Raw genomic sequence first — 15,096 nt, 5'->3', positions numbered from 1 at the left:
GCCACCCTAGCCTCGCAAGCGCGGCCAGGGAACCCTGGCGGCGTGGGCCCAACGCACTGTTCCTCCACAGCAGTTATCCACGTGGAAACGCACGATTCTGCAAAATATGGTGAACTAGGCCAATATGGGCACGAGCCCAAGCAATTCATTTTTCTGTAGGAGAACCGTGCCCAGCAAGGCAAAAACCGGCAAGAAACTCGTGATCGTGGAGTCCCCGGCCAAGAGCAAGACCATCGCCAAGTACCTGGGCGAAGGCTTCATTGTCGAGGCCTCGATCGGCCACATCCGCGACCTCCCGCAGCCGTCGGACCTCCCTGCAGAACTGAAGAAGACCTCGGTGGGCAAGTTCGCCGTCGACATCGAAAACGACTTCAAGCCGTATTACGTGGTGTCGCCGGATAAGAAGAAAAAAGTCGCCGAACTCAAGGCCCAGCTGAAAGACGCTGACGCGCTCTACCTCGCAACCGATGGGGACCGCGAGGGCGAGGCCATCGCGTGGCACCTCTTGGAGGTCCTGAAACCAAAGGTTCCCGTCTACCGCATGACCTTCGGTGAAATTACCAAGGAAGCCATCCACCGCGCCATGGACAACCTGCGCGACGTCGACAGCGCTTTGGTGGATGCCCAGGAAACGCGCCGCATCCTGGACCGCTTGTACGGCTACGAAATCTCCCCCGTGCTCTGGCGAAAGGTCGCCCGGGGCCTGTCGGCCGGCCGGGTGCAGTCCGTCGTGACCCGCATGGTGGTGGATCGCGAACGCGAACGCATGGCCTTCAAATCCGCGTCCTACTGGGACCTGACCGGCCAGTTCGGAACCGGTTCCGCGTCCTTCAAAGCGAAGCTTGCTGCCGTGGACGGCGCTAAGGTGGCCAGCGGCCGCGACTTTAACGACGACGGCGTCCTCACCTCTTCGAACGCCGTGCACCTCAACGAGGAACTCGCGACGTCGTTGGCGGCCGGACTGGAGACCGCGGATTTCCGCGTCCGCTCGGTGGACACCAAACCGTACACGCGCCGTCCCGCTGCACCGTTCACGACGTCGACACTTCAGCAGGAAGCCGGCCGCAAGCTGCGCTTCACCTCCAAGAGCACCATGCAGATCGCCCAGCGCCTGTATGAAAACGGCTACATCACTTATATGCGTACGGACTCCTCCGCATTGAGCGACGAAGCGCTCACGGCCGCCCGCCGCCAGGCCGCTGAGCTGTACGGTCCCGAGTATGTGCCGCAGTCTCCCCGCGTCTACGCCAACAAGGCCGCCAACGCGCAGGAAGCCCACGAAGCCATCCGCCCGGCGGGTGACTCCTTCCGCACCCCGGCGCAGGTGGCAAGCCATTTGACCGGCGACGCCTTCCGCCTCTACGAACTCATCTGGAAGCGCACCATCGCCTCACAGATGGGCGACGCCAAGGGCTCCACGGCCACCATCCGCCTCGGCGCGGTGGCTGCCGATGGGCGCGACGCCGAATTCTCGGCCTCCGGTACTGTCATCACCTTCCCGGGCTTCCTCGCGGCCTACGAAGAAGGCAAGGACGAGAGCCGCGGCGACGACGAGTCCGATGAAGCCCGCCGCCTGCCCAACGTGGCCAAGGACGATTCCCTAACGGCTTCGGAGATCGTCGCCGTGGGCCACGAGACGTCCCCGCCGCCGCGGTACACGGAAGCGTCGCTGACGGCGGAGCTTGAAAAGCGTGGCATCGGCCGTCCGTCCACCTACGCCTCCACCATCTCCACCATCCAGGACCGCGGCTATGTCCGGAAGCAGGGCTCCGCGCTGGTTCCCAGCTGGATCGCCTTCTCTGTAATCCGCTTGTTGGAGCAGCATTTCACTGACTACGTGGACTACGAATTCACGGCGGACATGGAAGGCGACCTGGACAAGATCGCCAACGGCCAGGCCGTCGGTGCCGCTTGGCTCAAGCACTTCTACTACGGTGAAGACGCCGATCCCGGACTGCTGAGCATCGTCAACAACCTCGGCGAAATCGATGCCCGCGAGATCAACTCCGTGCCGATTGCCGAAGGCATCACCCTGCGCGTCGGCAAGTTCGGCCCGTACCTGGAGAGCTCGATCCCCACTATCGACCCCAAGACCGGCGAGGTCGTGGAGTCGGCGCGTGCTAACGTCCCCGAGGACCTCGCACCGGACGAACTCACTGCGGCCAAGGCAGTGGAGCTCATGGAAACGGCAGCCCCCGAGGAACGCGTCCTCGGGGCGGACCCGCACACCGGGCACACCGTGGTTGCGAAGAACGGCCGCTACGGCGCCTATGTCACCGAAATCATTCCGGAAATGACGGAAGAACAACTGGCAAACCAGCCGGTGGAGTATTACAAGAACGGCAAACCCAAGCCGCCAAAGAAGCCCGTCAAGGCCAAGCCGCGCACAGGTTCGCTGTTCACGTCCATGTCTGTTGACTCGATCACGCTCGACGAAGCAATGCAGCTCATGAGCCTGCCCCGCGTCCTCGGCGCGGACGCCGAAGGCAACCCCATCACCGTGCAGAACGGCCGCTTTGGGCCTTACCTGAAGAAGGGCACGGACTCGCGCTCGATCGGATCCGAGGAAGAGATCTTCACCATCACCCTGGAACAGGCACTGGAGATATACTCCCAGCCGAAACAGCGTGGTGCACGCTCAGCCGTCCCACCGCTGGCCGAGTTCGGTCCGGACCCGGTCTCGGAGAAGAACATCGTGGTGAAGGAAGGACGTTTCGGCCCCTACATCACCGACGGCGTCACCAACATCACGGTCCCCCGCGCTACGTCCTTGGAAGAGCTGACCCGGGAGCAGGCAATCGAGCTGCTCGCCGAGAAACGCGCCAAGGGCCCGGTCAAGCGGACCACCACGGCCCGCAAAGCGCCGGCGAAGAAGGCTGCGGCGAAGTAGTAGCAGTTGCCGAAATCGTGGGTGGGCCGGGTGCTGCGTTCTTGAACGCAGCACCCGGCCCACACCCACGTAACGGGGTTTTGCACATAGCTAGATTGGCTGCTTCCGGGATCTCCAGCGTTCGAAGAAGCTGGTGCAATGAACAGTTACGGAAACATCGACTCTCGTATCCCGGTGGACCCGCTCGCGGAACTTTGGGATTACGTGGAACCGGCGAAAACCGCAGCAGGTTCAGCGCACGCGGGCCCGATAAGCACGGCAGTTTCAGCGCCCACAAGCTCGGGAGCGCCCTTGCTTCCCCTGCACGGAAACATGTGGCGGACAGAGGAATTGCTGTCCCAAGGACTGAGCAAGCGATGCATCAATGAGCACCTCCGCTCCGGCTCCCTGGTTAGGGCCCGGACGGGAGTCATGGTCCGTGGCAGCTTCTGGAATGGACTCGCGGACGACGGTCGCGAAAGAGCCCAGTTGGCCGCATATAGTCGACGAACTCTCCCGGCCTCCGCAGACGGATTGACGTTCAGCCACACCTCCGCCGCACGCCTGCATCGCTTGTACCTGTGGAAGGTGGATCAACTGATCCACGTCACCATTCCATACCACGCAGCAAGGGGATCCCACGCCGCCGACGTCAGAGCTCATTCAGGCCTCATCCTGCCCGGTCAGCGGATTGAGATTGACGGACTGCCGGTGACAACGCTTGATCGCACTGTTGTGGACTCCGCGCTGGTGTTGAACTATCGGCAGGCATTGATACTCCTCGACCACGCTCTGCGACGTGGCTGCGGCCATGAATGGCTGGAATCGGAATGCGCAGGGCTGGCCGGTGTGCGTGGAGTCGCTGCCTTCCGCAGGGCCTTGGCATTCTCGAACCCATTGTCCGAGTCCCCGGGGGAGACTCTCACCAGGGATGCGATCGCCAAACTGGGATTCCCGGAGCCAGTACTCCAGTTTCGGGTCCAGACGACTCGGGGCGCCAACAGGTTCGACTTCGCCTGGCCGCATCTTGGAGCCGCTTTGGAGTTCGACGGCAAGGCAAAATACTTCGACTACATGCCAACTGCGCAAGTGATCTTCGAAGAACGGCAAAGGGAGAAGCTGCTGACTGAGCAGGGCTGGCGGATCCTGCGCATCGATTGGAAAGACCTCTTCGACGAACGTGGCCTCAAGGTACGTCTACTCAGGCTCCTTCGAGGCTGAGATCGTGGGTGGGGGCCGAGGACTACGTTCCGGAACGCAGCCCCCGGCCCAGACCCACGATCTCGGCGGCGGACGGACTGCGGTTGGATGGTTAAGGAATTGCGTCCGGCATGGGAACCATGATCGAGTGGAACCATGACAGATCAGCCCGCCGCCCCGGAATCCCTGCCTTTGAACGACCTTGAGTCCAAGCTCGCAAAAGCCGGGCAACCTGACGCGAACCCGGTGGACGTCATCCTGGCCTTCCTGAACAACGAGGTCTACATCCTGAGCACCGACTCCTTGGAAAAGCCTGACGCAGCCGTGGAGCCACTTGTCCTCGCCAACTCCGAGGGCCAGCCCGTCCTTGCTGTCTTCAGCCACCCTAGCCGGGTGGAGTCGCAGTTCCTGGAGTCCGCGCCCAACGTCCTTGGTACCCATGGCGCTGCGATTCTGGACAGCATCGGTGACGAACTTGGCCTCGTGATCAACCCCGGCAGCGAGCACGGCTTCGAGATGGGCCCGGAGGGCATCGCCAACGTCCGCAGGGACTTCACCCGCGCCGACGAAGGTGCCGACGCGGCTCCACACGCGGCTCCACACGCAGCCACCAGTCCTGCCGATGGCGCCACAAACGCCGGGCCCCAGGAATAATTGACTAGCCGCCAACACGAATCGGCAGTCGCACTTGCTTCACTCGCTTCGAATCGGGGAATAATGGCAGAATGCGTCTTGGCGTCCTAGACATCGGTTCCAACACCGTCCATTTGCTTTTGGTGGACGCGCACCCGGGCGCACGCCCGGTCGCGTTTGCCTCCCATAAGCGACCCCTTTCGCTGGTCCAGTTCCTGGACGCCGAAGGTAACATCAACGACGCCGGACAACACGAGTTGATCGAGTTCGTCCTTGAGGCGTGGGAGTTCGCAGCCCGCCACAAGGCCGAGGATCTCCTTGCCTTTTGTACGTCGGCTATCCGGGAAGCCACCAACGGTCCCGAAGTCCTGGCCAGGGTGAAGCACGAGACCACCGTGACGCTGCAGGAACTGACCGGTAGCGAAGAGGCCTCCATGACCTTTTTCGCGGTTCGACGCTGGTATGGCTGGGGCGCCGGTCCCATCCTTGACCTGGACATCGGCGGCGGCTCTTTCGAAATGGCATTCGGCCAGGACGAGCTGCCCGAGCTCGCGGTCTCCGTCCCCCTGGGTGCCAGCCGCTTGACCCGCGACTGGCTCCACAATGACCCGCCGACGGCCAAGAGCGTCAAGGAACTGCGCAAGTACATCCGCCAAACACTCAAACCCGTGGTGCGTGAGTTCAAGCAACTCGGCCGGGCCAACCTGGTGGCCGGGACCTCCAAGACCTTCCGTTCGCTTGCACGCATCGCAGGCGCCGCCCCCAGCGGCGCCGGTCCCTACGTCAAACGCGAACTCCATGCCACGGACTTGGGACTCTGGACGCAGCGCATCTCGGCCATGACTGTCGAAGACCGGCTCTATCTCCCGGGGGTCTCGGATGCGCGGGCCGGGCAGATCCTTGCCGGAGCCCTCGTAGCAGAGGCGGCCTTGGAAATGTTCGAGTTTCCAAGCATGGAGATCTGTCCGTGGGCATTGCGCGAAGGCTTGATCTTGCGCCGACTCGACCAGCTGATCTTCGACGGCCCGCTGGCCCCGGCCCCGCACGTCGGGCTCGGCGGTGCGGTACCGGTGCCCCGTATGGGCGCCAACACCCGAACGGCCGCGCCCGCGGCAGCGTCCTTTCCCATCCCAACCGCTGGCAGGCAGGCCAACTGACATGAGCACCGACGTCGAGCACTCCGAAGAAGACACGCCGAGGATCCCGGTGGCGCTTTCCAGCGCTTCTGTCTATCCACTCAGCGTCCATGACGCGTTTGCGGTGGCCCAGGACCTGGGGTACGACGGCGTGGAGGTGATGGTGACCAATAACGCCACCAGCCAGAACCCGGATGCCCTGATCCAGCTCAGCCATCGTTACGACCAGCAGATCGTCTCCATCCATGCACCCACCTTGCTGCTGACCCAACAGGTCTGGGGTCCGGCGTGGAACAAGATCGAGATGTCCTGCCAAATGGCGCGGGAGGTCGGCTGCAACACGGTGGTGGTTCACCCGCCGTTCCGCTGGCAGTCGAACTACGCCGAGAACTTCGCCGCCGGTGTGCGCGAGATCGCTGCGATGTACCAAGTGCACATCGCGGTGGAGAACATGTATCCGTGGCGCGTGCGCGGCCGGGAAGCGCTTGCTTACCTTCCGCACTGGGACCCGATGGGCCAAGATTACGACGACGTCACATGGGACTTCTCGCACGCCGCCACTGCTGGGGCCAACAGTCTTGAGGCCGTGCGGGCGCTCGGGAGCAAGTTGCGCCACGTCCACCTCACCGACGGTTCCGGTTCGGGCAAGGACGAGCACCTGATCCCCGGGTACGGGACCCAACAGTGCGCCGAGGTGCTGCAGCACCTGGCATCCAACGGATTCGAGGGCACAGTGGTCGCCGAGATCTCCACGCGCAAGGCAAAAGCTGCCGGAGAGCGCGAGGAGTGGCTCGCTGAAACACTGCGCTTTGCGCGCCAGCATTTGGGAGCGCCACTCGTGGGAGCCTTCGAGATCTAAGGGCTGTTGAGATTTAGCCGCACGACGACGCCGGGCGGCTGAGTTGCTCTGCCCCGCCGTCGCGCATGCACGGGGTCGCCCCGCGTCGCGCTTGGTACGTGACCCGATCACGCGGCTTAAACGAGAAAGCACCGGCGGTCGACACGGGAAAATGGGGGGAAACCCGTTCGACCACCGGTGCTTGTGGCGGACATCCCCATGCCCGCCTCATCACTCGCACCCTCAATGAGGTAACTACTAAGTTACGGAGCGATATTGGGTGCAGCCTGCAATAAGCTTGGGAACTAGCTGGGAATCCTGGGCGCCTCTGGACAACCCTGCAATTGGATCTGCAGCGGCGCAGCTGAACTGGCATCATGGAGCCATGAGCATCCGAATCGCATTCCTTGGCTGTGGGTCCATGAACGAGGCCATTCTGGGTGGCTTGCTGGCCGCCGGAACGGATCCGTCGGACGTCGTCGCCACCGTACGCCGCGCAGAACGCGCCGCCGAACTGGCCGAGCGCCACCATGTCATGACCATCGCCGGAGCAGAGGAACCAGACAACAACAAGCTGGCCACCAAAGGCGCGTCGGTTGTCATCCTGGGTGTCAAGCCCGCGGGCATTGCTGATCTTGCCCGCGAGATCTCGCCCGCGCTGGCCAAGAACACCATTGTGATCAGTGTTGCCGCTGCCGTGTCCATCGCCCAGCTCGAAGCAGCGTTGCCGGCGGGCCAGCCGGTCATCCGCACCATGCCCAACACACCCGCCAAGCTCGGCCGCGGGGTGGTCTCAGTTTCTCCCGGAACCAACTGCACTCCCGAACAGCTTCAGCAGGCCAAGGACATCCTCGCCACTGCAGGAACCGTGGTGGAAATCCCCGAGGAACAGGTGGATGCCCTGTCTGCCATCAGCGGCTCCGGGCCCGCGTACGCGTTCTACCTTGCCGAGGCCATGGCCGCTGCGGGCGTCGAACTTGGCTTGGATCCCGAGCTTTCCCTCATGATTTCCAGGGAGACCGTGGCAGGCGCCGGCTTCATGCTTGCCGAGCCGGGCGCAGATCCGACCGCCCTGCGCATCGCGGTGACCAGCCCCAACGGCACCACGGAGCGCGCCATCGCCGCCTTCAACGAAGGCGGCATACCCGCCATCATCGCCGACGGTGCCCGTGCAGCCGCTGCCCGCGCCGCAGAAATCACGCAGCAACTCGCCTAGCCTTCTCCCTCAAAGAAGCACGCCGCCTGCGCCGCGGGAGTCGGCTAGATCCAGTCCCGTTTCTTGAACGCCAGGTACAGGAAAATTGATCCGCCGGCCATGAGTGCGCAGGACAACCAGAGACCGTAGTCGCTTTGGAAGCCGAAGAACGGCACGTTCTGTCCGAAGAAACCTGTGACGGCTGTGGGGACGGCGATGATCGCGGCCCAGCTGGTGACCTTTTTCATGACCAGGTTCATCTGGTTCCCCTGGATGCTGATATGCGTTTCCAGGATGGTGGTGACCAGGTCACGGAGCGATTCTGTCCATTCCGTGGCGCGCAAGACATGGTCGTAGACGTCCTGCAGGAAGGGCTGCATCTCGGGACTGCAGCCGACGAGGTCATCGCGGCGCAGGAGGGTGTTAAGGACTTCGCGCATGGGCAGGATCACGCGGCGGAGCCGGACCAGGTTCTTTCGCAGCTCGAAGGTCTTCCGCTGCAGGTCGTGGTCGGGGGAGTGGTCGTCAAAGAGTGATTCTTCGAGTGCGTCGATGTAACCGTCGAGTTCCTGGACGGCGTCGAAGTGCCCGTCGACGATCAAGTCCAGCAGGCCCCAGAAGAGGAAGGGCGCCCCATGGGCGGTCAGGTCAGTTTCCGCGTCCCAATGCGCCATCAACATGTCGGTGTCGAAATCAGGGCCGTGCACAGTCACGAGGGCGTTCCGCGTCACGAAAGCCGAGATTTCGGCGATCGAGAGTTCGCCGGTGCCGGACTTCAGCCCTGCCTGATAGGCCGACAGGAACAAATGGTTCGGGTACCGGTCCAGCTTGGGCCGCTGGAAGTCATGGACGGCGTCCTCAACGGCGAGGCGGTGGAGCCCGTATACCGTCTCGACGCCCAGGAGGTCATCCGCTGTCGGATTGGTGAAGTCGATCCACAGCACCACGTCATCCTGGTGGGCCAGGGCCTCGATCTCGTGGGCGCCGACGTCGTCGCGTTCGAGTTTTCCTTCGCGGTACAGCCGTATGAATACCATCCGCCCTATGTTACGGGAGCTGTCTCCGAACATTGGTCTCGAAGGGGACTTACGGCCGGGCCGCGAAGCGCTCCAGCAGGTCCACGTGGCCGGACACAATCAGCATGTCGCGGCCGGAAACCTTCGTGTCCGGCCGGGCATAGGTGAAGTCCTCGCCCGGGGATTTCACGCCGACAATCGTCACGCCGTACTTGGATCGGACCTTGGACTCATCCAGCGTGAAGCCGACGGTTTCCTTCGGCGGGTACATTTTCACGATCGCGAAGTCGTCGTCGAACTCGATGAAGTCCAGCATGCGCCCAGAGACGAGGTGGGCCGCACGGACCCCGGCGTCGGCCTCGGGATAGATAACGTGGTTGGCGCCGATTCGCGTGAGGATCTTGCCGTGTGAGGCAGTGATCGCTTTCACCCAGAGGTGCTCGATGCCCAGATCCACGAGGTTCACCGTGATGAGCACAGAGGACTCGATCGACGTACCCACGCCCACCACTGCGGAGCTGAATTCCTGCGCGCCGAGCTGGCGGAGGGCGTCGATGTTCGTGGCGTCGGCCTCCACCACATGAGTCAACACGGACGCCCAGTTCTGGACGAGCGTGCGGTCCCGCTCGATGGCCAGGACTTCGCGTCCCTGCTTGACGAGCTGCTCGGCAGTGGCTGCACCGAAGCGGCCCAGGCCGATCACCAGCACGGGGGCGTTGTGCGCCGGCCGGTTGGGGGCGCCTGTTGAATTAGCCAATGATTGGCCTCTCTTCCGGGTAATGGAATAGCTGCCTGCGCTGGCGGAGGGCCAGGGCGGAGGCAAGGGTGATGGTGCCGATGCGGCCGGCGAACATGAGGACGGCCAGAATGTAGACCCCCGACGGAGGCAACTCGGCACTGAGGTTCGTGCTGAGGCCCACTGTTGCGAAGGCTGAAATGGTTTCGAAGAGTACTCGGTCCAGGCTGGCCCCGCTGATGGCCAGCAACAAGAATGCTGCTGCGCAAACCAAGGTGGCACCGGCTACGATCACCGAGATGGCCACCCGCATGGTGCCCTCGGGGATCGTGCGGCCGTAGACCTTGACGTCGTCGTCGCCACGTGCCTCAGCGACGATGGCAAGGAACATGACCGCGATGGTGGTCACCTTGATGCCGCCCGCCGTCGACGCCGAACCGCCGCCGGCGAACATGAGCGCGTCCGACAGCAGCCTGGTAGTGGAATCCATATGGCTCTGGTCAACCAAGTTGAAGCCTCCGGAGCGCGTCATGACCGAGGCGAAAATGGAATGCGTGATCTTGTCCCCAAAGCTCATGTTGGCGATGGTGTTGGTGTTGTCCCACTCCATCAGGGCCCAGAGGACTGCGCCGGCAACGAGGAGAATCAGCGAAACCTGGATGGTCAGCTTGCTGTGGAGGCTCCACTTCTTCCAATTGAGGCCGTGCCTCCGGAGCACCAGCATCACGGGGAAGCCGAGGCTGCCGAGGAACACGCCAAGCATCAGCGGCACCAGAATCCACAGGTCCGCCTCGTACGGCACGATGCCGTCGGAATGGGGTGTGAAACCGGCATTGTTGAAGGAAGAAATCGAATAGAAGACCCCGTGCCAGACGGCCTGCCAGAAGTCCTCTCCGAGCGTCAGGAACCGGGGAATCATCGCGACGGCCAGTACGGCCTCGATGGTCACGGACGTCGAGATGACGATCCGCAACAACGTACCCACCTCGCCCAAACGTCCGGCGTTGTTCATCGCCTCCTGGGCAATGAGCTTGCCCCTCACGCCCAGCCGTTTGCTGACCATGAGTGCCAGGAGGGAAGCGAGTGTCAGGGTTCCCAAGCCCCCCACGAAGATGCCCACGAGAATCACGAGCTGGCCGAAGAAGGTCCAGTGCGTCGCCGTCGACACAACGGTCAAACCGGTCACACAGACGCTGGAGACAGCGGTGAACAAGGCCTGGTGGATGGGAGTGACCGCGCCGTCAGCCGATGCCGCTGGCAGGGAAAGCAGGCCGGTGAACAGGAGGATCGCGAGGCCATAGGCCGTCAGCGCCAATCGGGCCGGTGTGGTGTTGGCGATGTTGTCGATGAAGTCGCGAATACCCGTGAAAATCCACAGGCCTCCCCGCTCCGGCTGGACGGTTTGCCAGCTGGCCGGGTCTCGGGACCTCGACTGGCTCTGAGTCATGGCAGTGCTGTTCGCTTCTGGTCGATTGATTCTGCTTTCTTGAGTAGTAAACCACTAATCGCCCGCCGTAACGGGGCAGGTGCGCTCCCGCCGCTCGGGTAGCCTGTCATTGATGACTTCCTGGGCAGGCCCCCGTCCGTCCGCGCTGCCAACGACGGTGGCGTGGGATCCCGCCATGACCGCATACAATTTCGGTCCCTCGCATCCGATGGCCCCCGCGCGGCTGGAACTGACGGCCAGGCTCGCCGCGGCGCTCGGACTCTTCGACCTGGAGCATGTGTCCGTCCAAGCGCCCGAGGTCGCGACCGACGTCGAACTCCTCGCCGTTCACAGCGCCGAATACGTCGCCGCCGTGCGGCGCGCCAGTGAGGACCCGACGACGCCGGACCCGGAACGCGGACTCGGCACCGAAGATGATCCCGCGTTTGCGGGAATGCACGAAGCAAGCGCCCGTCTTGCCGGCGGATCGTTGCTCGCGGCCGAGGCCATCCTGTCCGGGACCGCGGTCCGGGCCGTCAACTTCGGCGGCGGCATGCATCATGCTTCCCGTGAGCGGGCCAGTGGGTTTTGTATCTACAACGACGCCGCCCTCGCCGCGCAGAGGCTGCTCGACGGCGGAGTCCGGAGGGTTGCGTACATCGACATCGACGCCCACCACGGTGATGGCACCCAGAGCATCTTCTGGAACGATCCCAGGGTCCTGACGATCTCCCTGCACGAGAGCGGCCTCTCGTTGTTCCCGGGAACGGGATTCGCCAACGAGATCGGCGGTCCGGATGCGCTCGGCGCAGCCGTCAATGTGGCGTTGCCTGCGTGGACGGGCGACGCCGGGTGGCTGCGCGCGTTCCATGCAGTGGTGCCGCAACTCGTGCGGGCCTTTGATCCGGAAGTCATCGTGAGCCAGCACGGCTGCGACTCCCACAAACTCGATCCGCTCACGCACCTCAACCTCAGTGTGGACGGTCAACGCGAGGCGGCCACCGCCATCGCGGGTCTCGCCGCCAGGGTCTGCGAGAACCGCTGGATTGCCACCGGGGGAGGGGGCTACGACATCACGGGAGTGGTACCGCGGACCTGGAGCCACTTGATAGGAATCGTGGCCCAGCATCCCGTGCAGTTGACAGCTCCGGTCCCGGAAATCTTCCGGAGCTACGTCAAGGAGAAATACGGGGACTCGGTTCCGGAACTCATGGGCGACGGCGTCGACACCTGGTGGCGTTCATGGGAGGTGGGGTACGACCCTGCCGACGCCGTGGACCGCACCATCATTGCCACCCGCAAGGAGATCTTCCCCCTCTACGGACTGGACCCCTGGTTCGACTAGCGTTCCCGCCAGCATCAAACCGATCGGCTGGCCTCAAGGCTAGTGGCTTGGCTTCTCTGTCTGGAAAACGACGCCGGCCGCTCCCACCAACCAGCCCAACAGGGACAGCGCGAAGGCGCCGATGAGATCCGTGGACGCCGTGCCCTTGAACAGCCAAAGGATCAGCACCAGCAGCCCGATCACCATGTACACCATGATCGCGGCGATAATCCGGCCGGACAGCCTGGCCGCCACCTCGCTCGGGTAGGAGGCAGTCTCCACCCTCTCGATGGTCTCGACGACGCGGTCCCGCCGGATTTCGGAAATCGTGAAGCCCAGGGCCGACGCCGTTAGTGAACTCAGAGACGTGGCCAGGACGCCCGCCGCAGTGACCAAGGCGCCGTTGAGGCTTGGTGCTGCGGCGTCGCCTACCGGAATCCAGGTCAGCACGCGGATGAGTACCGCCAGCCAAACGGCCACGAAAAGAAGCAGGAACACAGCGGCGATAACGTTGAACAGTTGCCGGCGGAAATATTCAGTCATGGCATCGCACCCCAACCCGCTCAAACGGCCCTGACCTGGATCCGCGCTTCCGGCGGGCCGTGGCGGACCGTGAATCCGTTCTAGCACCGGCCCCGGGCGCGGTCAACGATTCCTTGCTTCACGCCGACCGAAATAGTTGATGCCTTTTGGCGTATATGTCGCTAGGGTGGGAGGCATGGTGACTGACGACGTATTTGCCGTCATTGCTGAGGCAACCCGGCGTGACATTCTGGTTTCCCTCCGCTCTGGGGATAAAGCTGTGGGGGAACTGGTGGAGGAGCTCGCAGCGAGCCAGCCCACCATCTCAAAACATTTGAAGGTACTCCGCGAGGCGGATCTCGTCAGCATGCGCGCACAGGGGCAGAAACGCTACTACGCGTTGAACCCCAAGCCGCTCGCTGGGGTTGCCAGCTGGCTGGAGACGTTCGACGTCGGACCCGCCCGGCCTGCCGCCGAGGCAGCCGCCGCGGCTGGTAGCCCGCGCGCCGCGAGGAAGCAGCTCCCGCAGCCCGACGGCGAGCCGGAGGTCCCGACGTCGGCGAGCGCCGACGTCGCGCGCTCGCCTGAGCCCACGCCGGATTCGGGCGCCGCTGCCGCCGCCGCGGGAATGGACGACACCATGCCGCAGCAGATCGGCCGCACGGTTGGCCGTGCCGCCACGAAGGCAGCGGACCTCCTGGCGAACCTGCCGAACCTACCCAATCTGCCGAAGTTCGGCCGGAAGAAGTAGCGCGTAGCCACCCCAACTAGCTAGCAGTTGTTGTCGTTTTGGAGGCCCAAAACGTCATTAAGTGCGAGCTAGTTGGGAGGGTAGCCGCAGGTTAGTGCTGCAGGAGACGCACGTGGTCCGGGGTCAGTTCCGAGACCTTCGTTACTCCAAGCAGGGCCATGGTGCGCGCCATGTCCTTCTCCAGGATCTGGATGGTGCGGTCCACGCCGGCGCGGCCACCGGCCATGAGCCCGTAGAGGTAGGCCCGGCCGATCAGCGTGAAATCGGCGCCGAGGGCAAGGGCCGCCACGATGTCCGCGCCGCTCATGATGCCCGTGTCCAGGATGATGGCCGCGTCGCTGTTGTCCGCTTTCAGTGCGGCGGCGACCTCCGGAACGAGGTGCAGCGGAATCGGCGCGCGGTCCAGTTGGCGTCCGCCGTGGTTTGAAATCACGATGCCGTCTGCGCCGTGGTCCACCACCTTGCGGGCATCTTCGACCGTCTGGATGCCCTTGACTACCAGCTTTCCCTTCCACGTTTCGCGCAGCCAGTCGAGGTCGTCAAAGGTCAGGGTGGGATCGAACATGGAGTTGATGAGATCGGCCACTGTGCCCGTGTAGCGCGAGAGTGAAGCGAAGGTCAGTGGCTCGTGCGTGAGGAAGTTGAACCACCAGGCGGGCCGATAGGAAGCATCCAGCACGGTCTTCACGGTGAGCGCGGGCGGAATGGTCATGCCGTTGCGGACATCGCGCAACCGGGCGCCCGCGACGGCGGTGTCCACCGTGACCATGAGGGTGTCGTTTCCGGCCTTGGCAGCGCGCTCGATCAGTTCGAGTGACCTGTCCCGATCCGTCCAGAGGTACAGCTGGAACCAGTTGCGGCCGTTCGGAGCCGCTGCGGCAACGTCCTCGATGGAAGCAGTGCCCATGGTGGACAACGTGTAAGGAATACCAGCCGCTTCGGCAGCCTGCGAGCCCGCGTACTCACCTTCCGACTGCATCATGCGCGTGAATCCCGTAGGCGCTATGCCGAACGGAAGCCGGGACATTTTGCCCAGGATCTCGGTGCTGAGGTCGATGCTGGAGACGTCCCGCAGGATTCCCGGGCGGAACTCGATGTCCTGGAACGCCTGGCGGGCCCGGCGGAGGGTGATCTCCGCCTCGGCCGCGCCATCGGTGTAGTCGAATGGTGCTTGGGGAGTTCGCCGCTTGGCCATGTCCCGCAGTTCCCAAATGGTAGATGCGCGGCGCAGCCTCGCCGCGTTGCTGAACTCGGGCTTCTTGAATTTCATCAGGGGAGCCAGGTCTGCGTATTTGGGAATCCGACGCTTCAGCGCAGCGGGGCGCTCGACGGCAGTAGGGACGTTCGCGGGCACCTCGAGGGAAGGGGTGCTGCTCGGCTGGACGGTCTGCGTCATGATGCTGTCTCCAGGGTGATTGTGTGGTTGGACCACACTCTATGCCATGTGGTC

Annotated in this window: 14 protein-coding genes; 8 read left to right on the top strand and 6 right to left on the bottom strand. The window is 63.6% G+C overall.

Going from position 1 to position 15,096, the window contains the following annotated elements; translation table 11 throughout:
* Positions 1-166: 166 nt before the first annotated feature.
* From topA to proC, 6 genes are all read left to right on the top strand, one after another.
* Entirely contained in the window at positions 167-2,890 is a 2,724-nt protein-coding gene (topA, locus tag OOZ51_RS04870; protein ID WP_265977997.1) for a type I DNA topoisomerase, read from the top strand.
* A gap of 138 nt (positions 2,891-3,028) precedes the next feature.
* Positions 3,029-4,090 carry a hypothetical protein gene (locus tag OOZ51_RS04865; RefSeq protein WP_265977995.1) on the top strand — a complete coding sequence of 354 codons (1,062 nt, stop codon included), beginning with the start codon at positions 3,029-3,031 and terminating at the stop codon, positions 4,088-4,090.
* A 135-nt stretch (positions 4,091-4,225) separates the two neighbouring features.
* Complete coding sequence (locus OOZ51_RS04860) at positions 4,226-4,723, top strand: SseB family protein (RefSeq protein ID WP_265977993.1); 498 nt, start codon at positions 4,226-4,228, stop codon at positions 4,721-4,723.
* A gap of 71 nt (positions 4,724-4,794) precedes the next feature.
* Positions 4,795-5,859: a Ppx/GppA phosphatase family protein gene (locus OOZ51_RS04855; protein WP_265977991.1), complete on the top strand. Its 1,065-nt coding sequence runs from the start codon at positions 4,795-4,797 to the stop codon at positions 5,857-5,859.
* A 1-nt stretch (position 5,860) separates the two neighbouring features.
* Positions 5,861-6,697, top strand: a complete 837-nt coding sequence (locus tag OOZ51_RS04850) for a sugar phosphate isomerase/epimerase family protein (RefSeq protein ID WP_265977989.1) — start codon at positions 5,861-5,863, stop codon at positions 6,695-6,697.
* Positions 6,698-7,061: 364 nt separating this feature from the next.
* Entirely contained in the window at positions 7,062-7,892 is an 831-nt protein-coding gene (gene proC / locus OOZ51_RS04845; protein WP_265977987.1) for a pyrroline-5-carboxylate reductase, read from the top strand.
* Positions 7,893-7,936: 44 nt separating this feature from the next.
* On the opposite strand, the gene OOZ51_RS04840 is transcribed toward proC, so the two are convergent.
* Genes OOZ51_RS04840 through OOZ51_RS04825 form a run of 4 tightly spaced genes read right to left on the bottom strand, consistent with a single transcriptional unit; the run spans position 7,937 to position 11,247 of the window.
* Positions 7,937-8,908 carry a magnesium transporter CorA family protein gene (locus tag OOZ51_RS04840; protein ID WP_265977985.1) on the bottom strand — a complete coding sequence of 324 codons (972 nt, stop codon included), beginning with the start codon at positions 8,906-8,908 and terminating at the stop codon, positions 7,937-7,939.
* A 49-nt stretch (positions 8,909-8,957) separates the two neighbouring features.
* Positions 8,958-9,596, bottom strand: coding sequence for a potassium channel family protein (locus OOZ51_RS04835; RefSeq protein WP_171983496.1), 639 nt, complete (start codon positions 9,594-9,596; stop codon positions 8,958-8,960).
* A 40-nt stretch (positions 9,597-9,636) separates the two neighbouring features.
* Complete coding sequence (locus tag OOZ51_RS04830; RefSeq protein ID WP_265977984.1) at positions 9,637-11,070, bottom strand: TrkH family potassium uptake protein; 1,434 nt, start codon at positions 11,068-11,070, stop codon at positions 9,637-9,639.
* A gap of 54 nt (positions 11,071-11,124) precedes the next feature.
* A complete protein-coding gene (locus tag OOZ51_RS04825) occupies positions 11,125-11,247 on the bottom strand; it encodes a hypothetical protein (RefSeq protein ID WP_265977982.1) in 123 nt (40 codons plus the stop codon).
* Here OOZ51_RS04825 and OOZ51_RS04820 point away from each other — a divergent pair.
* The gene (locus OOZ51_RS04820; protein ID WP_265977980.1) at positions 11,246-12,394 is read left to right on the top strand and encodes an acetoin utilization protein AcuC; all 1,149 of its coding nucleotides are present in this window, start codon (positions 11,246-11,248) and stop codon (positions 12,392-12,394) included. The genes OOZ51_RS04825 and OOZ51_RS04820 overlap by 2 nt on opposite strands.
* Before the next feature lie 39 nt (positions 12,395-12,433).
* Here OOZ51_RS04820 and OOZ51_RS04815 read toward each other — a convergent pair whose 3' ends face one another.
* Positions 12,434-12,916, bottom strand: coding sequence for a hypothetical protein (locus OOZ51_RS04815; protein ID WP_265977978.1), 483 nt, complete (start codon positions 12,914-12,916; stop codon positions 12,434-12,436).
* A 175-nt stretch (positions 12,917-13,091) separates the two neighbouring features.
* Between OOZ51_RS04815 and OOZ51_RS04810 the strand changes: the two genes are divergently transcribed.
* Positions 13,092-13,646 (top strand): ArsR/SmtB family transcription factor, encoded by a 555-nt coding sequence (locus OOZ51_RS04810; protein ID WP_265977977.1) that lies wholly within the window; start codon positions 13,092-13,094, stop codon positions 13,644-13,646.
* A gap of 91 nt (positions 13,647-13,737) precedes the next feature.
* Here OOZ51_RS04810 and OOZ51_RS04805 read toward each other — a convergent pair whose 3' ends face one another.
* A complete protein-coding gene (locus OOZ51_RS04805; RefSeq protein WP_416346343.1) occupies positions 13,738-15,042 on the bottom strand; it encodes an alpha-hydroxy acid oxidase in 1,305 nt (434 codons plus the stop codon).
* Between the last annotated feature and the right edge of the window lie 54 nt (positions 15,043-15,096).

Origin of the sequence: Arthrobacter rhizophilus (genome assembly GCF_026241105.1) — a bacterium.
Classification (GTDB): domain Bacteria; phylum Actinomycetota; class Actinomycetes; order Actinomycetales; family Micrococcaceae; genus Arthrobacter.
The sequence above is the reverse complement of the archived record's forward strand: the minus strand, read 5'-3'. Positions and strand labels throughout refer to the sequence as shown.